Annotated in this window: 20 protein-coding genes, 12 tRNA genes and 1 rRNA gene; 31 read left to right on the forward strand and 2 right to left on the reverse strand. The window is 42.2% G+C overall.

Going from position 1 to position 17585, the window contains the following annotated elements; all coding sequences use genetic code 11:
• The first annotated feature begins 419 nt into the window (after positions 1-419).
• The 3 genes from uvsE to E2R53_RS21530 all read left to right on the forward strand — a co-directional run bounded on the left by uvsE (position 420) and on the right by E2R53_RS21530 (position 3419).
• On the forward strand, positions 420-1388 hold the full coding sequence (gene uvsE / locus E2R53_RS21520; RefSeq protein WP_133313762.1) for a UV DNA damage repair endonuclease UvsE: 969 nt from the start codon (positions 420-422) through the stop codon (positions 1386-1388).
• Positions 1389-1504: 116 nt separating this feature from the next.
• Positions 1505-1984: a PH domain-containing protein gene (locus E2R53_RS21525; protein ID WP_133313763.1), complete on the forward strand. Its 480-nt coding sequence runs from the start codon at positions 1505-1507 to the stop codon at positions 1982-1984.
• Positions 1974-3419 (forward strand): PH domain-containing protein, encoded by a 1446-nt coding sequence (locus E2R53_RS21530; RefSeq protein ID WP_133313764.1) that lies wholly within the window; start codon positions 1974-1976, stop codon positions 3417-3419. The genes E2R53_RS21525 and E2R53_RS21530 overlap by 11 nt, the downstream gene beginning before the upstream one ends.
• Before the next feature lie 121 nt (positions 3420-3540).
• On the opposite strand, the gene E2R53_RS21535 is transcribed toward E2R53_RS21530, so the two are convergent.
• Positions 3541-4134 carry a rhomboid family intramembrane serine protease gene (locus tag E2R53_RS21535; protein WP_133313765.1) on the reverse strand — a complete coding sequence of 198 codons (594 nt, stop codon included), beginning with the start codon at positions 4132-4134 and terminating at the stop codon, positions 3541-3543.
• Between the two features lie 102 nt (positions 4135-4236).
• On the opposite strand from E2R53_RS21535, the gene acpS reads away from it, so the two are divergent.
• The 14 genes from acpS (at position 4237) to E2R53_RS21605 (ending at position 15236) form a co-directional block, all read left to right on the forward strand.
• Complete coding sequence (acpS, locus tag E2R53_RS21540; RefSeq protein WP_133313766.1) at positions 4237-4602, forward strand: holo-ACP synthase; 366 nt, start codon at positions 4237-4239, stop codon at positions 4600-4602.
• 146 nt (positions 4603-4748) lie between these two features.
• A complete protein-coding gene (locus E2R53_RS21545) occupies positions 4749-5759 on the forward strand; it encodes a LolA family protein (RefSeq protein ID WP_070878717.1) in 1011 nt (336 codons plus the stop codon).
• Between the two features lie 273 nt (positions 5760-6032).
• A complete protein-coding gene (alr, locus tag E2R53_RS21550) occupies positions 6033-7190 on the forward strand; it encodes an alanine racemase (protein WP_133313767.1) in 1158 nt (385 codons plus the stop codon).
• Between the two features lie 170 nt (positions 7191-7360).
• The gene (locus tag E2R53_RS21555; protein WP_029286378.1) at positions 7361-7642 is read left to right on the forward strand and encodes a CopG family ribbon-helix-helix protein; all 282 of its coding nucleotides are present in this window, start codon (positions 7361-7363) and stop codon (positions 7640-7642) included.
• A gap of 4 nt (positions 7643-7646) precedes the next feature.
• The gene (gene ndoA, locus E2R53_RS21560; RefSeq protein WP_029286376.1) at positions 7647-7997 is read left to right on the forward strand and encodes a type II toxin-antitoxin system endoribonuclease NdoA; all 351 of its coding nucleotides are present in this window, start codon (positions 7647-7649) and stop codon (positions 7995-7997) included.
• A 139-nt stretch (positions 7998-8136) separates the two neighbouring features.
• Positions 8137-8973, forward strand: coding sequence for an STAS domain-containing protein (locus tag E2R53_RS21565; RefSeq protein ID WP_133313768.1), 837 nt, complete (start codon positions 8137-8139; stop codon positions 8971-8973).
• Positions 8970-9335, forward strand: coding sequence for an STAS domain-containing protein (locus E2R53_RS21570; protein ID WP_029286372.1), 366 nt, complete (start codon positions 8970-8972; stop codon positions 9333-9335). Before E2R53_RS21565 ends, E2R53_RS21570 begins: the two co-directional genes overlap by 4 nt.
• A 2-nt stretch (positions 9336-9337) precedes the next feature.
• Positions 9338-9739 (forward strand): anti-sigma regulatory factor, encoded by a 402-nt coding sequence (locus tag E2R53_RS21575; RefSeq protein WP_133313769.1) that lies wholly within the window; start codon positions 9338-9340, stop codon positions 9737-9739.
• An 11-nt stretch (positions 9740-9750) separates the two neighbouring features.
• Positions 9751-10758, forward strand: a complete 1008-nt coding sequence (locus tag E2R53_RS21580) for a PP2C family protein-serine/threonine phosphatase (RefSeq protein ID WP_133313770.1) — start codon at positions 9751-9753, stop codon at positions 10756-10758.
• A gap of 62 nt (positions 10759-10820) precedes the next feature.
• The gene (locus tag E2R53_RS21585) at positions 10821-11153 is read left to right on the forward strand and encodes an anti-sigma factor antagonist (RefSeq protein WP_133313771.1); all 333 of its coding nucleotides are present in this window, start codon (positions 10821-10823) and stop codon (positions 11151-11153) included.
• Positions 11150-11632, forward strand: a complete 483-nt coding sequence (gene rsbW, locus E2R53_RS21590) for an anti-sigma B factor RsbW (protein WP_070878723.1) — start codon at positions 11150-11152, stop codon at positions 11630-11632. Before E2R53_RS21585 ends, rsbW begins: the two co-directional genes overlap by 4 nt.
• Positions 11598-12386 (forward strand): RNA polymerase sigma factor SigB, encoded by a 789-nt coding sequence (gene sigB / locus E2R53_RS21595; RefSeq protein ID WP_133313772.1) that lies wholly within the window; start codon positions 11598-11600, stop codon positions 12384-12386. The genes rsbW and sigB overlap by 35 nt, the downstream gene beginning before the upstream one ends.
• Positions 12386-12985, forward strand: a complete 600-nt coding sequence (locus E2R53_RS21600; protein ID WP_133313773.1) for a PP2C family serine/threonine-protein phosphatase — start codon at positions 12386-12388, stop codon at positions 12983-12985. The genes sigB and E2R53_RS21600 overlap by 1 nt, the downstream gene beginning before the upstream one ends.
• Before the next feature lie 88 nt (positions 12986-13073).
• On the forward strand, positions 13074-15236 hold the full coding sequence (locus E2R53_RS21605; protein ID WP_133313774.1) for a Tex family protein: 2163 nt from the start codon (positions 13074-13076) through the stop codon (positions 15234-15236).
• Positions 15237-15350: 114 nt separating this feature from the next.
• On the opposite strand, the gene cmpA is transcribed toward E2R53_RS21605, so the two are convergent.
• Positions 15351-15464 carry a cortex morphogenetic protein CmpA gene (gene cmpA / locus E2R53_RS21610; RefSeq protein WP_087946367.1) on the reverse strand — a complete coding sequence of 38 codons (114 nt, stop codon included), beginning with the start codon at positions 15462-15464 and terminating at the stop codon, positions 15351-15353.
• Between the two features lie 103 nt (positions 15465-15567).
• Here cmpA and E2R53_RS21615 point away from each other — a divergent pair, with 103 nt between their 5' ends.
• The 14 genes from E2R53_RS21615 to E2R53_RS21680 form a co-directional block, all read left to right on the forward strand.
• A complete protein-coding gene (locus E2R53_RS21615; protein ID WP_133313775.1) occupies positions 15568-16014 on the forward strand; it encodes a SprT family protein in 447 nt (148 codons plus the stop codon).
• Between the two features lie 142 nt (positions 16015-16156).
• Positions 16157-16231, forward strand: a tRNA-Asn gene (locus E2R53_RS21620).
• Positions 16232-16237: 6 nt separating this feature from the next.
• Positions 16238-16328 (forward strand) — tRNA-Ser (locus E2R53_RS21625).
• Between the two features lie 16 nt (positions 16329-16344).
• Positions 16345-16416, forward strand: a tRNA-Glu gene (locus tag E2R53_RS21630).
• Between the two features lie 27 nt (positions 16417-16443).
• Positions 16444-16519: transfer RNA gene (locus E2R53_RS21635), tRNA-Val, on the forward strand.
• Positions 16520-16527: 8 nt separating this feature from the next.
• A tRNA-Asp gene (locus E2R53_RS21640) sits at positions 16528-16603 on the forward strand.
• A 6-nt stretch (positions 16604-16609) separates the two neighbouring features.
• A tRNA-Gln gene (locus tag E2R53_RS21645) sits at positions 16610-16684 on the forward strand.
• A gap of 72 nt (positions 16685-16756) precedes the next feature.
• A tRNA-Lys gene (locus E2R53_RS21650) sits at positions 16757-16832 on the forward strand.
• A gap of 15 nt (positions 16833-16847) precedes the next feature.
• Positions 16848-16931: transfer RNA gene (locus E2R53_RS21655), tRNA-Leu, on the forward strand.
• Between the two features lie 18 nt (positions 16932-16949).
• A tRNA-Leu gene (locus E2R53_RS21660) sits at positions 16950-17035 on the forward strand.
• 99 nt (positions 17036-17134) lie between these two features.
• Positions 17135-17211, forward strand: a tRNA-Arg gene (locus E2R53_RS21665).
• A gap of 18 nt (positions 17212-17229) precedes the next feature.
• A tRNA-Pro gene (locus tag E2R53_RS21670) sits at positions 17230-17306 on the forward strand.
• Between the two features lie 14 nt (positions 17307-17320).
• Positions 17321-17394: transfer RNA gene (locus E2R53_RS21675), tRNA-Gly, on the forward strand.
• Positions 17395-17487: 93 nt separating this feature from the next.
• Positions 17488-17585: ribosomal RNA gene (locus E2R53_RS21680) — 16S ribosomal RNA — on the forward strand; the annotation flags it as partial.

Consider the following 17585-nt stretch of genomic DNA (forward strand, 5'->3'; position numbering starts at 1 on the left):
CAGTTTGTGCTGTTAACTCCGGTTTAGCGCTCTTCAGAAGGAGCGTTCTCCTCACTTAGTGCAGTTAACTCTTGTTTAGCGCACTTCGGGTGGAGCAGGTTCCTCAGTTTGTGCTGTTAACTCCGGTTTAGCCCCCTTCAGAAGGAGCGGTATCCTCACTTAGTGCTGTTAACTCTTGTTTAGCGCATTTCGGGTGGAGCAGTTTCATCAGTTAGTGCTCGTAACTCCGGTTTAGCCCCCTTCAGAAGGAGCGGTATCCTCACTTAGTGCTGTTAACTCTTGTTTAGCGCATTTCGGGTGGAGCAGTTTCATCAGTTAGTGCTCTTAACTCTTGTTTAGAGCATACTGCTAAAGCTGCCGCACTTATTTTCCTGCATCCCGGGCAACCTATAGGTATCTTAGAAAAGAAGGTGAGTTCTATGACAATCGTCCGTTTAGGTTATGTTGCAATGAGTGTAAATCTGAAAAATTGTTCTCCTTCCCAAACGATGACATATGCACAATTTCAGCGGTTAAAAGATCGCGAAGCTGCCATAGAAAAGCTTGAACGAATTTCAGCGGCAAATCTGGAAAATTGCCTTCGCCTTATTAAACACAATGTCGGTCACGATGTTCATTTCTTCCGTTTCAGTTCAAAATTAATTCCCCTGGCAAATCATCCTGAGATAAAAGATTTTAACTATTTACGTGCGCTTAGAGAACCTCTGCAGGAGCTTGGCGAGTGGATTTCAAAATCAAAAATGAGAGTGGATTTTCATCCGGATCATTTTGTCCTGCTGAATTCGCCAAAGCCTGAAATTCTTAATACATCACTCAGGACATTAAGCATGCATGAAGCGCTGCTGAGAGGGATGAATGTGCCTCACGAACACAGATGTGTCATTCACGTAGGAGGTGCATACAACGATAAAGATAAAGCCCTCGAACAATTCATTCACAATTGGGGGTATGTACCCGTCAAGATCCAGAATATGCTGATGTTAGAGAATGATGATACAACCTTCACTCTTCAAGATGCCCTTTACTTATGCGAGAAATTGGCTATACCGCTGGTTTTTGATTATCATCATCACTTGGCCAATCATGAAAAAGATTCGAATTGGGCCGAACATTGGGAGCGTGTGGCTGCAAGCTGGCAGCATTCCTCCCTTCCTGTGAAAATGCATATATCGAGCCCGCGAAGTGAAAAGGAGTTTAATGCTCACGCTGATTTTGTGGATCCAGCGCTTTTCATGGCCTTTCTTTCAGAAATAAAAGGAAGTGTACCGCAGATTGACTGTATGATTGAAGCAAAGCAAAAAGATGCTGCTCTTTTTCAATTAATGGAGCAGATGTGCTTGTTTCCGGATGTTGAAAAAATAGACGGAGCATCGTTTTTGCTGAAGTAGTGTTCAAGCAAGGTTCAATTCTTTATAATGTAAATGGAATGATTTTCTAAAAGATGAAACAAATGAGCCGTTCATCCGTATATAAAGAGAGAGCTGCTAGTTCAGGGGGAACAGAGATGAGAGAAGCACCTAAGTATCAAATCAGTCAAAAAGCACTAAAGGTATGGAAGCTTTCAGCACTGATCCAATCATTGATTTTTTTGGCTGTATCCGGAGGAATTGCGTTTGCTGTTTATTACTTTGAGTGGCCAATATGGATTGCCGTTGCCGTCCTCGGAACATGGCTGATCTTTTCCATCATATTTATTTTTATTACTCCGAAAATACAACACCGCACTTGGCGGTATGAGGTACATGAAAATGAAATTGACATTCAGTCCGGCTTATTTGTGGTGAAAAGAGTGCTGGTTCCAATGGTCAGAGTGCAGCATGTCAATACAAAACAGGGGCCATTGCTCAGGAAAAATGACCTTGCAACTGTAACAATACATACAGCTGCAACCATTCATGAGATTCCTGCACTTGATGTAATTGAAGCCGATCAGCTTCGTGACTTTATATCGAAGCTTGCGAGGGTGACCGAAGATGATGTCTGAGCCGAAAAGACTGCATCCCGCTTCCGCTATATTAACCTTTGTCAAACAATTGAAAGATGGAATCTTCCCTGTCATTGTTCTTTTCTTCGTTAACGACTATAAGATCTATTTCTTTATTGGACTTGCGGTGATTCTGATTGTAATGATCATCTACAGTATCATCAGCTGGTTGAAATATACATACCGCATTGAAGACAATGAACTGCGGATTGAATTCGGTTTACTTATAAAAAAGAAAAGATATATTCCGATTGAAAGAATCCAATCAATTAATGAAAGTGCCGGCATCATTCAGCAGATTTTCGGACTTGTGAAGCTCCAGCTTGAAACAGCCGGAGGAGGCGCAGAGGCTGAAGCTGTTCTTACAGCCGTTACAAAAGAGGAAGCCCGCAGGATTCATTCAGTTTTAGCGGAAAGAAAAAAGGAACTGGATCATGATGAGATCATTGAGACAGTAAAAGAAGAAAAACCCTATTTAACATATAAAATTGGTGCAAAAGAACTGATGGTTGCTGCATCGACATCGAGCGGAATCGGAGTTGTTCTGTCTGCTGCATTTGCTTTTTTCTCACAATTTGACGAGCTTATCCCGTTTGATGACATTATCGATCGTTTTTCTTTTCTTTCAAACGCAAGCATTACCGTTTATGCTATTCTTGTTTTCATTGCATTTTTCATCGCATGGATCCTGAGCATAATCGGCGTTTGTCTGAAGTTTGCCAACTTTACAGTGGTAAAGAAAGAAAAGGATCTGGTCATCTCGCGAGGTTTGTTTGAAAAGCACCAGCTGACGATTCCGCTTGAGAGAATACAGGCTATGAAAATCAGCGAAAACCTGATTCGCCAGCCGCTCGGGTATGCAACTGTGCACATTGTCAGCGCAGGTGGAAGCGCTAAAGATGAAAATGTTTCAGCCGTCCTTTTTCCGCTGATTAAAAAAACGAAAATTAAGCAGATCCTAACGGAATTTACACCTGACTTTTCTTTAGCAGATCAATTAAACCCGCTTCCAAAGAGAGCGAGAAGAGGATATGTTCTCGTCTATACCATTCCTTTCTTAGTGATCTCATGCATTCTGAGCTACTTCTTTCAGCCGTGGGGTTACCTTGCACTGCTGACAGTTCCTGCAGGACTTCTGATTGGTCTCGCGTCATTTAAAGATGCAGGATGGGCCATCCATGCTGAGCAACTTACGCTTTCATCAAGAAATCTGGTGAAGTCCACCTTTGTTGTAAAACGAAAAAGAATTCAGGTCATTGAAGCAAGACAATCCTTTTTTCAGCGCCGTTTAGACCTTGCATCGATTCAATCTTCAACAACGTCTGGACTGGGCGGTACGCATTTCATGGTAAAAGGCGTCGATATTGAGGATGCCGGAGAAGTTTTTGAGTGGTATTCTTATGAAAATCACGCGAAAAAAGACGCGATCCTTTGAGGATGGGCGTCTTTTTTTGGTGATTATTTTTGTTGGAGATAAACGGGCGATTCCGCTTTTCGCATTGTCCAGCTCCACCGCCGGGAGAATCCTTATCTGTCTGCCTGCGCTAACCAGTCGGCTACGCTTTTCTTTTAAGAAACAAAGGCGCAAGCAGCGCACCTGCAACGGCACCGAAAATATGGGCAATGATATTGATGTTCGTATTGATGAATGTCATGACAATTCCAATGGCTAAAATGGTAATAATGAGCTGAGAGTTTGAAGAATCAATCAGATCTTTTCTGAATACGACAATGTAAAGATAGATGCCGAATAAGCCGAAGATGGCCCCTGAAGCTCCGACGTGAGTATACGTTAAATCTTCTATGATGAAGTAGGTTGCCAGATTTGCGGCGATGCCTGTTGCCAAATAGGCAGCAATAAAGCGGATTTTTCCAAGCATCCGTTCTAATGCCGGCGCGAACAGGATGATGGATACACTGTTAAATAGGATATGAGCGAAGTTTGCATGAAGGAAAATAGGGGAAATCAAGCGCCACCATTCTCCGTTTGCGACACCGGCATTGTATCCTACTAAAGAGGCGAAAAAATATGTTATTGTAGGAACTGGAAGTAAAAACAAGAGCCACAGTAAGACTTGAATACAGACAATGACGGTTACAGCAGGATATAGACGGATAAACGTTCTGAAATCTTCTGATCTTGTAAACATAGAGAGTGTCTCCTTATTCTAACGACTTAGTTGTTTCTATATTAACACGGTTATGAGATATGAGAGCATATTAGTACATACTGAACAAAAAGAGGTGTCCGCATGATTAAAGGGATTGGTCTTGATTTAGCAGAGCTTGAACGAATTGAACGTTTAATAAAGAGACATCCGAAATTCATTGACCGGATTCTTACAGAGAGAGAAAAAGATAAATATCAATCGCATGCACCCCGGAGGAAAATCGAATATGCCGCCGGAAGATTTGCGGCGAAAGAGGCGTTTTCAAAAGCGATGGGAACCGGAATCGGAAAAGAATTGAGTTTTAAGGAAATTGAAATACTGAATGATGGAAACGGGAAACCGGCTGTAACAATGCCTGATTTGCCGGGTTTTATCATTCACGTATCAATCACGCACACAAAGGAATATGCGGCCGCTCAAGTAATTATTGAAAGCTCGTCAAGCTAGTCTGCATATTCATATCCTTTGTCTCATATATTTGTACAGCGGTAGGAGAGACAAGTCGTTTGAGGAGGTCGTGCTTACTTTTACATGATTTCTTCAGGAGAGAGTTTCTTCCTTTTTACGTCATATGAGACAAAGGGGTTGAAAAGGTGAAAAAGCACTTTTTATTACTGGCCATTGGATTGCTCGCTGTATTAATGCTTGCCGGATGCGGAGAGAAATCCAAGACGGATGTTGTGGAAAACCTGGATAAAAAGGTTGAGGAGTTATCGGGGTACAAAGCGAAAGCGCAAATGACCCTTCAAACAGGCAGTGAGCCTCAAATTTACGAGGTGGAAATCTGGCATAAGCAGCCTTCATTCTACAGAGTAAACTTGAAAAATGCTGAAAAAGACCAGAGCCAGATGATTCTCCGCAATAATGAGGGCGTGTTTGTCCTGACACCGGCCCTTAAGAAAAGCTTCCGTTTCCAAAGTGAATGGCCGCAAAACAGCAGCCAGGCTTATCTTTTCGAATCACTGGTGAAAGACATTAAGAGTGATGCAGATTCGATTTTCAAATCAACAAAAGATGCTTACGTTTTCGAGACAAAAACAAATTATCAAAACAGCCAGATGCTTCCTCTCCAAGAGATCACGTTCAATAAAAAGGACCTGAAGCCTTCTGTTGTCAAAGTAATGGACACAGACCGCAATCCATTAGTTGTGGTGGAGTTTTCGGACTTTGATTTTGATGCGAAATTCGATAAAAACTCATTTGATATGCAAAAGAATATGTCATTTGCAAGCGTAGATGTTGAAACATCTGCATCTGTTAACTCAGAACCTTTTGCTGTGAAGTATCCTCTTGAACAGATTGAAGGTGTGAAGCTGACTGAAGAAAAAGAGATGAAAACAGAAAATGGCAAGCGGGTCGTGCAAACGTATGATGGTGAAAAATCCTACACCTTCATTCAGGAAAAAGCAGTCGCTGCCACTGTTGCAACCTCCTCTTTTGTAAGCGGAGAACCGGTTGACCTCGGTGTTGCTGTCGGAGCTTTAACAGAACAATCTTTAACTTGGACATTCGACGGGGTAGAGTACATGATTGCATCGAAAGATCTGTCTCAGGAAGAGATGATCCGGGTAGCTCAATCTGTACAGGGTCAGGCAATTAAGTAAGCAAACTTGGATGGCATTTGGGCCATCCAAGTTTTTTATGCTTTTTGCGAGCTGGATAGAAATAACCCTAGTAGATAGTGATACCGGCTATATAAGTGAACAAAATGACAGCTGGGCAATTCTTAATCTTTCCAGCACAGAACTTACCGCAGAACTAATTCTTCATATTCCCCATTCAAATCTCACCTGTTTGGAACCGATTTCATTTGACAAAAGAACACTATACCCTTGATAATCAGCAATAGAAAAGACAATCATGAGGAAGTGTAGGACATGGGAAATTCTTTTTACCGCGATACTTGGGCTGAAATTGATTTAGATGCGATATACAGCAATGTGAAATCTATGAAAAACCATATAGGCGAAAACACGCAGCTGATTGCGGTTGTGAAGGCCAATGCTTATGGCCATGGAGATAAAGAGGTGGCTAAGGCTGCTCTTGAAGCAGGCGCGGGCATGCTGGCTGTAGCTTTCTTAGATGAAGCAATCGTTTTACGTGATGCAGGGTTTGAAGCGCCGATCCTTGTGATGGGTGCATCCCGGCCGGAAGATGTGCAAATCGCTGTTGATCAGGACATTATTTTAACAGCACCTTCTTTTGAATGGCTGACAGAAGCTGAAAAGTATGTTCACAAGGGAACTTTATCTGTCCATTTGAAAGTGGATACCGGAATGGGCCGTCTAGGTGTTAGGTCAGAGGAAGAGATCCAGCAGGCGTTTAAATTTGCAGAAGGAAATCCGAGTGTGAAAATAGAAGGTATTTTTACACATTTTGCAACAGCGGATGAGCTGGATACAGCTTATTTCAACAAGCAGTACGCTGCGTTCACGTCAATGGCGCAGGTCGCTGCTCAATATGACGGTGTGATGATTCACTGCGGCAACAGTGCGACGGGACTTCGTTTTCCTGAAAAATTAGTTCACGCTGTGAGACTGGGAATCTCTATGTACGGTCTTAGTCCTTCAATAGAAATAAAACCTGAACTGCCTTATGAGCTGAAAGAAGCGTTTTCCCTTCATTCAAAGCTTGTCCATGTGAAAAAAATCAGCAAAGGCGAAAAAGTAAGCTACGGAGCTACGTATACTGCCGAAGAAGATGAATGGATCGGGACGATTCCGATTGGATATGCAGATGGATGGGTGCGCCGTTTAAGAGAATCGGATGTTCTGATTGACGGCGAAAGGATGCCAATTGTTGGAAGGGTATGCATGGATCAATGCATGATTAAGCTCTCCTCCTATAAAGAAATCGGGACAAAGGTAACGTTAATCGGCAGGCAAAAGGATGAGTGTATTTCTGTGGATGAAGTGGCAGAAAGACTGGAAACCATCAACTATGAAGTTCCTTGTACAATAACTTTGCGTGTTCCCCGTATGTTTTTGAAAAATAAGAGTATAATTGAAGTGAGAAACTCTCTTTTTTGCACATGAAAAAGGTGACGGATCGCCCGGAATAGAAGAAAGTATGAATAAAAATGCTTTTGCAAAGCCGATAATAGTGTTGAATTATTAGAAAATAACTTTGCTTCTTGCATTGATAGTGTTATTATTGTATGTGGAATGGAATAATAGGTGTGTAAGTTTGGTGGAGGTGTATGTTTGTGTCTGAATCCAGCGCAACAACAGAAATCTTAATTCGTTTACCGCAAGCATTAGTCTCGGAATTAGACGGTCTTGTCAAACAAGAGAACGGGAACCGAAGCGAGTTAATTTATCAAGCAACAAAGATGTATATCCGCGAGCGCAAGAAACGCCAAATACGCGAGTCGATGAGACGGGGATATATGGAGATGGCTAAGATTAACTTAAACATTGCTTCCGAAGCATTTCAAGCTGAATCAGAGGCTGACCACACCGTTGAACGCTTAGTAAGCGGGGGTTAATCCTTTGATTGTCAAACGCGGCGACGTTTATTTTGCTGATTTATCACCCGTTGTTGGCTCTGAGCAAGGGGGCGTCCGTCCAGTGCTGATCATCCAGAATGATATCGGAAACAGGTTCAGTCCAACGGTCATCATAGCAGCTATTACCGCTCAAATTCAAAAAGCGAAATTGCCAACTCATGTGGAAATTGATTCCAAGCGTTATGGATTTGAACGTGATTCTGTTATACTGTTAGAGCAGATTCGAACAATTGATAAACAGAGATTGACTGATAAGATTACACACTTAGATGATGAAATGATGGATAAAGTGGACGAAGCTCTCCAAATTAGCTTAGGACTCATTGATTTTTAAAACTAAAAAACGTTATTTTTTAGGAAGTTGCTCCCATTAAGCAACTTTTTTTTATTTTATTGGCATAAATCGGTATAATGTAAAGTGGAATAACTTGTTTACTTTTTTACCCATACGATAAGAGGGGGATAATCTGCACATGAAGGATGCATCTAATCCAGTACTTGATTTTGTTCTGGCTCATCAAAATGAAATCTTGAATGAATGGAAAGACAGTCTGAAAGATTTAGGAGATCAGAAGTACTCAAACATCCTTTCAGATCAAGTGTTTTTAAATACCTGCAATGAATATCTGCAAATCTTAATCAGCTATATGAAAAACCCGGGAAGCGATCAGACTGAAAAGGTTTCTGACTACGCCCACAGGGTTGTTCAGCTTGGCTGGAGTTTAAAGTATATATCTGAAGGATTAAAGCAGCTGTCTTTAATTATCTTCACAAAAATGACGGATGGCCTTCCGGAAGCTGAAAAAATGAAAATGGTGTGGGAGTTTGACAAGTCGCTCTCACCAATCAATAATGAATTAATTCATCAATATGCAGCGTCATGGGAGCGTACGGTTTCTCTGCAGAAGATTGCCCTGCAGGAATTATCGGCTCCGCTTATTCCGATATTTGAAAACATTACAATTATGCCGTTAGTTGGTACAATTGATACAGAGAGAGCAAAGCAAATCATGGAGAACCTGCTTACAGGTGTTGTAAAACATCGTGCGCAAGTTGTTTTAATTGATATTACAGGTGTCCCGGTTGTGGACACAATGGTTGCTCATCATATTATTCAGGCTTCAGAAGCTGTTCGCCTGGTAGGGGCAAAATGTCTCCTAGTGGGAATCAGACCTGAGATTGCTCAGACAATCGTAAACCTTGGCATTGATTTAAGTCAGGTCATTACGAAGAACAGTCTTCAAAAAGGAATGGAAGCTGCACTTGAAATGACAAATCGACAAATAGTAGAAATGGGGGATTCACAATGAGAACTCCAAGAATACCGATTTTAAAGCTTCATAACTGTCTGCTTGTATCTATTCAGTGGGAACTTGATGATCAGACTGCCCTGCAGTTTCAGGAAGATCTGCTTCATAAAATCCACGAAACAGGTGCAAGCGGTGTTGTCATAGATTTAACCTCCGTAGATGTAATTGATTCTTTTATCGCCAAGGTTTTAGGTGATGTTATCGGCATGTCGAAATTAATGGGAGCTAAAGTTGTTTTAACAGGCATTCAGCCTGCGGTAGCAATTACCCTCATTGAGCTTGGCATTCACCTTGCTGATGTCCAAACCGCGCTTGACCTCGAAAAAGGACTTGAAACATTACAACAGGAGCTGGGGGAATAAGCATGGATAACCAATCCTGTGTAAAAATCATTACGGAGTGGGACATTGTAGCTGCACGGCAGCTTGGACGCAATGTTGCAAAAGAACTCGGGTTTGGTATCGTAGACCAAGCGAGGATTACTACAGCTATTTCCGAATTAGCCCGTAATATATATTTGTATGCTGGACAAGGCCAAATTTGCATTGAGCAGATCAGCGAATTCAGTAAAAAAGGTTTAAAAATAATAGCCATTGATAACGGACCAGGAATACCAGATATCCGAAAAGTGATGGAAGACGGCTTTTCAACATCTGGTGGGTTAGGAGCCGGATTGCCTGGAGTAAAACGCCTGATGGATGAATTCAGCATTAATACCGTCTTAGGAGAGGGAACGGATATCCAAGCTGTCAAATGGCTTCGCTAGGAGGAAGCTTGATGGATTTTAAGGAAGTCATTGAATCGAAATATCAGGAAATACTAAGTCATTATATGCAGGAATTAACAGAAACGGCTTTGTACCAGGGGCAAAAGTTCAGCAGAAAAGCAATAGAAGAGCAAGTACCCCCTGAGGAAATTATCAGTTTGCATCGTAAAGTGCTGCAAGATTTATTTCCTGATGTAGATCAAGATGTTTTGCACTCTCTAGACTTTCTTTTAGAGGTCATGATGGGGTACGGTCTGGCCTATCAGGAGCATCAAAGCCTGCGGGATAAGCAGCAGGAGATTAAGTCTGAGATTCAAGTAGCTTTGAATGTTCAGCATATGCTTTTGGAAACGTCGGTGCCTACAGTTCCGAATCTTGATATAGGTGCAATAAGTGTTCCCGCGAAGCATATGAACGGGGATTACTACCATTTTGTTTATGATGAAGAAAGCGTAAGTATTGCCATCGCTGATGTAATCGGGAAAGGAATTCCCGCTGCACTCTGTATGTCCATGATCAAATATGCGATGGACAGCTTGCCGGAGTCCCGCCGGTCTCCAAGCCGGGTTCTGGAAAATCTGAACAGGGTTGTAGAGCATAACGTAGACCCGAGCATGTTCATTACAATGTTCTATGGAATGTATGATACGGATACTCATGAGTTTGTCTATGGCTCAGCGGGACACGAGCCTGGATTTTATTACAGCGCTAAAGAGGACTGTTTTCATGACATGAACACAAAAGGTCTGGTCCTTGGCATTGATCAATCCATAAAGTACAAGCAATACAGCAGAATCGTCGAAAAGGGCGATATGATTGTTTTGCTTTCCGATGGTGTAACTGAGTCGAAAACAAATGAAGAGTTTATTGAACGTGATTTCATTACGAACCTCATAAAAAAATACAGTGACTTGAATGCACAGGGTATTGTAGATAATATTTATAAAGACTTTTTGCAGATGCAGGATTTTGAACTGCGTGATGATTTTACGCTGATTATTTTAAAACGCGAGGTTTGACTTGTAAAAAAAGTGGGTATTTGTTTTATTAGCTTACAAGTAATCTTACTGGGGTGATATTGATGAATTTAAATATAAATGTTAATCAATCAGAGGAACATATTCAAATAGATTTGGCTGGAGAAATTGATGCTTACACAGCACCGAAATTAAGAGAAGAACTAATGCCGCTTGCAGAAAAGGGAAAACCTGTCATGATCGTAAGCCTTAAAGATGTCTCTTACATGGACAGCACAGGACTTGGCGCATTTGTTGGCTTGCTTAAAGCTGTGAGAAAAAATGAGGGTGATTTAAAGCTTGTTAATTTATCCGCTCGTTTGGAAAGACTATTCAACATAACGGGACTGAGTGATATTATTGACATTTCTTCTAAATCAGAAGGTGGGGTTCGATGAAACAGTTAGTGGATTACATCGAGGTGAAAATACCTGCTAAACCGGAATTTGTCGGCATTGTCCGTTTGACTCTTTCTGGTATTGCCAGCAGAATGGGTTACTCTTATGATGAAATTGAAGATTTGAAAATCGCAACAAGCGAAGCGTGTACAAATGCTGTGCAGCACGCCTACGAAAAAATTGAAGGCGGAGAAGTCATGATTGGGTTTGGCCTTTACGACGATCGTCTTGAAGTAATGGTGTCAGACAGCGGTCAAAGCTTCAATTTTGAACAAAAGAAAAACGAACTGGGTCCATATTCTGCTGCAAACCCTGTTGACCAACTTCCAGAAGGAGGGTTGGGGCTCTACTTGATGGAAACGCTCATGGATGAAGTACGTGTGCAGATCGATTCCGGCGTTACCGTCTTTATGACAAAGTATTTAAACGGGGAGCGAGTAGAACATGACACAACCATCCAAAACTACGAAGCGAACTAAAGAAGAAATCAATGAATTGATTTTCGATTTTCAGCACAATCAAAATGAAGATGCTCAGCTTTTTCTTGTTGAATATTACAGCGGGCTGGTTGAAACTCTCGCAAAGAAATATTCAAGAGGCAAAAGCTTTCATGAAGACTTAAAACAGGTGGGCATGATTGGCTTGCTTGGTGCAATCCGCCGCTATGACCCAGAGTTTGGAAAGACGTTTGAAGCGTTTGCCATTCCGACTATCATCGGCGAAATCAAGCGATTCCTTCGCGATAAAACATGGAGTGTTCATGTTCCGAGAAGAATTAAGGAGCTTGGACCCAAAATCAAAATGGCTGTAGACGAATTGACAAATTCCCTTCAGCGCTCACCGCTTGTTCATGAAATTGCAGACTATCTTGAGGTGACAGAGGAAGAAGTGCTCGAGACGATGGAGATGGGCAAAAGCTATCAGGCTTTATCTGTCGATCATTCAATTGAGGCTGATTCCGACGGCAGCACAGTAACAATTCTTGATATCGTAGGATCTAAGGAAGAAGGATACGAGCAGGTCAATCAAAAGCTTATGCTCGAAAGTGTTCTTCACGTTCTGTCTGACCGCGAAAAAGAAATTATTCATCACACATATATTTTAAATAAGAGTCAAAAGGAAGCGGGAGAAATCCTTGGTATTTCTCAAATGCATGTATCTAGACTTCAAAGAAGAGCGATTACGAAGTTAAAAGAAGCACTTTCGGCTGACTTATCAATGGGGCTGCATTAATGATTCAAATTGAAGAAAATAATCATGTCCACGCATATGCTTATCAAATGCAAAAAGAAGGTAAAACGTTATGCGGGGACAGTTTCTTGATTAAAGCAACTGAAGACTATTTCGTATGTGCTGTTGCAGACGGTCTCGGCAGCGGTGAACGGGCTTATGAATCTTCTTCTGCCATAAAAGAAGTCGTTGAGGAATTTCATGCCGAGGACGTTGGCCTGATGATCGAGAAATCAAATGAGGTGCTGAAAAATAAGCGCGGAGCAACTGTTGCTATTTTTAAAGCGTATTTTAAACAGAATCAATTTACATTCAGTTCTGTTGGAAATATCCGATTTGTCCTCTATTCTCCGTCTGGCACGTTTGTCTATCCTCTTCCTGTACTTGGCTATATGTCAGGAAAACCTCAGAAGTTCCGTGTTCAATCCTTTGCATATGATCCTGGAGCGAAATTCATTATCCATTCAGACGGACTTAACATTCCTGCTGTAAAATCACTGCTTAAGGATTACCGGACAATTGAAGATATTTCTAATCAGCTTGAGCCTTATACAATCTCAAGACAAGATGATTTAACCTACGTAGTCGGTCAGCTATTCTAGTTGACGGCTTTTTTTATTTTGTGCATTTTTTAAAGTTAGCGTCTTTTGGTAAAATGTTTCTAAGTCTTTATTTTGGGGAGGGAAAAGAATGGCAGAGAAAACAGAGCGCATTATGAAAACAATCAGTGCGGATTTATCCATTACATATAAACAGGTATCAAATGTGATTGCATTACTCGAAGACGGCAATACCGTTCCTTTTATTGCGAGGTACAGAAAAGAACAGACAGGTGCACTAGATGAGGTGCAAATCCGTGATATCTCGGAAAAGTGGCACTACACTCAAAACCTGGAATCAAGAAAAGAAGAAGTCATCCGTTTAATTGATGAACAGGGGAAGCTGACAGAAGATCTTAAAAAAGAGATAGAAGGTGCTTTAAAGCTTCAAAAGGTTGAAGACCTTTATCGGCCTTATAAACAAAAACGGAGAACCAAAGCTACGGTTGCGAAAGAAAAGGGCTTAGAACCTCTTGCCGAGTGGTTTAAAGGACAGCCTTCTAATGGGTCTCTTAAAGAAAAAGCGATGGAGTTTGTAAACGAAGAGCAGGAGGTTTTGACTGCGGAAGATGCAATCGATGGGGCTAAGGACATTTTAGCTGAGTGGATTTCGGATGAGCCAGCTTACCGTCAGTGGATTCGCGAACAAACCTTCCGAAAAGGGAAAATCATCACATCTTCAAAAGATGAAGAAAAAGATGAGAAGAAAGTATACGAAATGTACTATGAGTACGAAGAGCCGATTCAAAAGGTTGTCCCGCATCGGGTCCTTGCTATGAACCGTGGAGAAAAAGAGGGCATTCTGAAAGTTGCCATCCAGGCGCCGGCAGATCTGATCACTTCTCATATTCAAAGAAATGAATTGAAAAATCAGCATACAGTGGTAAAGGATGTTTATGTAGAAGCCATTGAAGATGCCTATAAACGACTAATTCAGCCTTCCATTGAACGTGAGATCCGAAAAGAATTAATGGAGAAAGCGGATGATCGGGCGATTCATATTTTCTCAGAAAATCTGCGCAACCTTTTGCTTCAGCCGCCTTTGAAAGGCCGAGTCGTATTAGGTGTTGACCCGGCGTACCGGACAGGGTGTAAGCTTGCAGCTGTCGATGAGACCGGAAAAGTTCTTGAAATAGGCGTCATTTACCCTCATCCGCCGGTCAATAAAGCAAAAGAAGCAAAGCAAAAGCTAATCGATGTGATCAAAAAAAATAACATCGAGCTCGTTGCGATTGGAAACGGAACGGCTTCAAGAGAGACAGAACAATTCATTGCAGATCTTATTGATGAATTAAAATCAGATCTTGCCTACATTATCGTAAACGAAGCAGGGGCCAGTGTATATTCTGCATCAGACTTGGCCCGTGAAGAATTCCCTGAGTTTCAGGTAGAAGAACGAAGTGCGGTCTCCATCGCAAGAAGATTGCAGGATCCGCTGGCAGAGCTAGTTAAAATTGATCCAAAATCAGTAGGAGTAGGTCAATACCAGCATGACGTCACACAGAAGAAGCTGAATGATTCTCTTACATTCGTTGTTGAAACAGTTGTTAACCAAGTAGGAGTGAATGTCAATACGGCATCATCATCACTCTTGCAATATGTAGCGGGCTTAAGTAAGGCCGTTGCGGTCAACATTGTGAAGGAGCGGGATGAAATCGGGAAGTTCCAGGACCGGAAGCAATTAAAGAAAATACCGCGGCTTGGCGCAAAAACGTTTGAACAATGCATAGGTTTCCTGAGGATACCTGACGGAAAGCATCCGCTTGACTCAACAGGCATTCATCCGGAAAGCTACAAAGAGGTTGAAGCGCTTCTGAAAATGCTGGGACTAACCTTGAAGGATGTTGGAACGGAGCAGCTGAGAGAAAAAATTGCGGGAATTAATATAAAAGAAACCGCAGAAGCTATTGATCTTGGAGAGCTGACTCTGAAAGATATTTGTGATTCTCTTGTTCGTCCAGGACGTGACCCTCGTGATGAAATAGCTAAGCCGCTGCTTAAAAAGGGTGTATTGAAACTCGAGGATCTTCAGACAGGCATGGAACTTCAGGGCACTGTGCGCAATGTTGTAGATTTTGGGGCGTTTGTGGACATCGGCGTTAAACAGGATGGGCTCGTTCATATTTCAAAGCTCAGAAACTCTTTTGTCAAACATCCTCTCGATGTCGTTTCCGTCGGTGATGTTGTTACGGTATGGGTGGACTCTGTAGATCAGCATAAAGGCCGAGTGGCTTTGACGATGATTAACAGTTAATGAAAAACACTGCATGTGTGCAGTGTTATAGATTCGAATGGGGGATTTGATAAATGATTCCCCATTTCGGCTAATAAATCCAGCTATAATAAATGTAGTTTTTACTAACACTGCTCATGAGCAGTGTTTTTTTCTATAGAAATACCAGCATTGATTCAACATCTTTATTTGATAGCGGTCCTTTTCATAAAACGCACGCTGCATTTGGTTTTTTAACCATGAAGGCATTGCTCGTTCCTCCTTATTGTTTATAATGGAGTATGTGTATTACTTACTATATGCGGGCGCAAGATGTCCTGTTCGGAGATACAAACTATGCGGGGTGCAGCCGATGAATGAAACAGAGCTTCAGGAACTGACAGAATCGATTTCAATAACTTACTTTCATAAAAAGTTTATACATAAAGCGATCTTTAACACCCGGCTGCGCACAACAGGCGGAAGATACCTTTTAAAAAGCCACAACATTGAAATTAACCCTAAGTATTTAGCTCAGGGATTAGAAGAGATTATCGGTATCATCAAACATGAACTATGCCACTATCATCTCCATATAGAGGGCAGAGGGTATAAGCACCGTGATTCTGAATTTAGAGAGCTTCTTTCGAAAGTAGGTGCCCCGAGATTTTGCACGCCGCTTCAGACAACAGTCAGAAAAAAGAAGACATTAGTGTATCAGTGCAGAGCGTGTATGTTCATTTATAAACGGCACAGAAGAATGGATACTACCAAGTATGTATGCGGAAAATGCGGCGGGAAAATAAAACTTGTTTCATAGATAAAAAAGGGGTTGACTCATTATACAAAGCTGTGATAAATTATAAAAGCCGTCGTAAGAGACGCAAAACATTAATAAAAAGAAGGCTTGACAGCTTGTACTAATCTTCATATAATTAAAGAAGTCTGTCATGACTAATTATTCCGCAGTAGCTCAGTGGTAGAGCTATCGGCTGTTAACCGATCGGTCGTAGGTTCGAGTCCTACCTGCGGAGCCATATTATGGGGAAGTACTCAAGTGGCTGAAGAGGCGCCCCTGCTAAGGGTGTAGGTCGCGTAAGCGGCGCGAGGGTTCAAATCCCTCCTTCTCCGCCATTATTTTTTTGTCTTTGGCCCGTTGGTCAAGCGGTTAAGACACCGCCCTTTCACGGCGGTAACACGGGTTCGAATCCCGTACGGGTCATCGCTTTAAATTGCATATCAATGATTGGGAGGATTAGCTCAGCTGGGAGAGCATCTGCCTTACAAGCAGAGGGTCGGCGGTTCGAGCCCGTCATCCTCCACCATCATATTTGGTCCCGTGGTGTAGCGGTTAACATGCCTGCCTGTCACGCAGGAGATCGCCGGTTCGATCCCGGTCGGGACCGCCATTTTATTGGGCTATAGCCAAGCGGTAAGGCAACGGACTTTGACTCCGTCATGCGCTGGTTCGAATCCAGCTAGCCCAGCCATTTTTATTTTAAGACATTAATCTCATTGAGATTTGGGTGTCTTGCAAAACTAAAGAGTGTTTTCTTAATTAAGTGCCATTAGCTCAGTCGGTAGAGCATCTGACTTTTAATCAGAGGGTCGAAGGTTCGAGTCCTTCATGGCACACCATTTTAACTAATGTATGCGGGTGTGGCGGAATTGGCAGACGCGCTAGACTTAGGATCTAGTGTCTTTGACGTGGGGGTTCGAGTCCCTTCACCCGCACCATACATTTTTTATCTTTTCGCGGTCGTGGCGGAATGGCAGACGCGCTAGGTTGAGGGCCTAGTGGGGGCAACCCCGTGGAAGTTCGACTCTTCTCGGCCGCACCAAAAGAGCTTTAAAAAACCTCAAAAAAGTTGTTGACAAAAAGAACGCAACTTGGTATTATATTTAAGTCGCTTCATTTCATTAACAAGACATTAACAAGTGCGCCCGTAGCTCAATTGGATAGAGCGTTTGACTACGGATCAAAAGGTTATGGGTTCGACTCCTATCGGGCGCGCCATTCTATATATTATGTGTCCGGGAAGTAGCTCAGCTTGGTAGAGCACTTGGTTTGGGACCAAGGGGTCGCAGGTTCGAATCCTGTCTTCCCGACCAGACAAAAACTTTTCGCGGGTGTAGTTTAATGGTAAAACTCTAGCCTTCCAAGCTAATGTCGTGGGTTCGATTCCCATCACCCGCTCCAATTTTTAACTTGATCTTTGAAAACTAAACAAAACCAAAAGCGTACCAAACGTTTTAAATTTTTGAAGTCAGCAACAAATTGAGTCACAAATTTTCTTCGGAGAGTTTGATCCTGGCTCAGGACGAACGCTGGCGGCGTGCCTAATACATGCAAGTCGAGCGGACTTGCTGGAGCTTGCTCCAGCAGGTTAG

Origin of the sequence: Peribacillus frigoritolerans, assembly GCF_004358755.1 — a bacterium.
Taxonomy (GTDB): domain Bacteria; phylum Bacillota; class Bacilli; order Bacillales; family Bacillaceae; genus Bacillus_P.

Coding starts and splice junctions, on each gene's coding strand:
- E2R53_RS21585 (WP_133313771.1), top strand. CDS start 10,821: ATGAATTTAAATATAAATGTTAATCAATCAGAGGAACATATTCAAATA.
- E2R53_RS21605 (WP_133313774.1), top strand. CDS start 13,074: ATGGCAGAGAAAACAGAGCGCATTATGAAAACAATCAGTGCGGATTTA.
- uvsE (WP_133313762.1), top strand. CDS start 420: ATGACAATCGTCCGTTTAGGTTATGTTGCAATGAGTGTAAATCTGAAA.
- E2R53_RS21535 (WP_133313765.1), bottom strand. CDS start 4,134: ATGTTTACAAGATCAGAAGATTTCAGAACGTTTATCCGTCTATATCCT.
- acpS (WP_133313766.1), top strand. CDS start 4,237: ATGATTAAAGGGATTGGTCTTGATTTAGCAGAGCTTGAACGAATTGAA.
- E2R53_RS21525 (WP_133313763.1), top strand. CDS start 1,505: ATGAGAGAAGCACCTAAGTATCAAATCAGTCAAAAAGCACTAAAGGTA.
- E2R53_RS21530 (WP_133313764.1), top strand. CDS start 1,974: ATGATGTCTGAGCCGAAAAGACTGCATCCCGCTTCCGCTATATTAACC.
- E2R53_RS21600 (WP_133313773.1), top strand. CDS start 12,386: ATGATTCAAATTGAAGAAAATAATCATGTCCACGCATATGCTTATCAA.
- E2R53_RS21615 (WP_133313775.1), top strand. CDS start 15,568: ATGAATGAAACAGAGCTTCAGGAACTGACAGAATCGATTTCAATAACT.
- sigB (WP_133313772.1), top strand. CDS start 11,598: ATGACACAACCATCCAAAACTACGAAGCGAACTAAAGAAGAAATCAAT.
- rsbW (WP_070878723.1), top strand. CDS start 11,150: ATGAAACAGTTAGTGGATTACATCGAGGTGAAAATACCTGCTAAACCG.
- E2R53_RS21565 (WP_133313768.1), top strand. CDS start 8,137: ATGAAGGATGCATCTAATCCAGTACTTGATTTTGTTCTGGCTCATCAA.
- cmpA (WP_087946367.1), bottom strand. CDS start 15,464: ATGCCTTCATGGTTAAAAAACCAAATGCAGCGTGCGTTTTATGAAAAG.
- E2R53_RS21575 (WP_133313769.1), top strand. CDS start 9,338: ATGGATAACCAATCCTGTGTAAAAATCATTACGGAGTGGGACATTGTA.
- E2R53_RS21570 (WP_029286372.1), top strand. CDS start 8,970: ATGAGAACTCCAAGAATACCGATTTTAAAGCTTCATAACTGTCTGCTT.
- alr (WP_133313767.1), top strand. CDS start 6,033: ATGGGAAATTCTTTTTACCGCGATACTTGGGCTGAAATTGATTTAGAT.
- E2R53_RS21580 (WP_133313770.1), top strand. CDS start 9,751: ATGGATTTTAAGGAAGTCATTGAATCGAAATATCAGGAAATACTAAGT.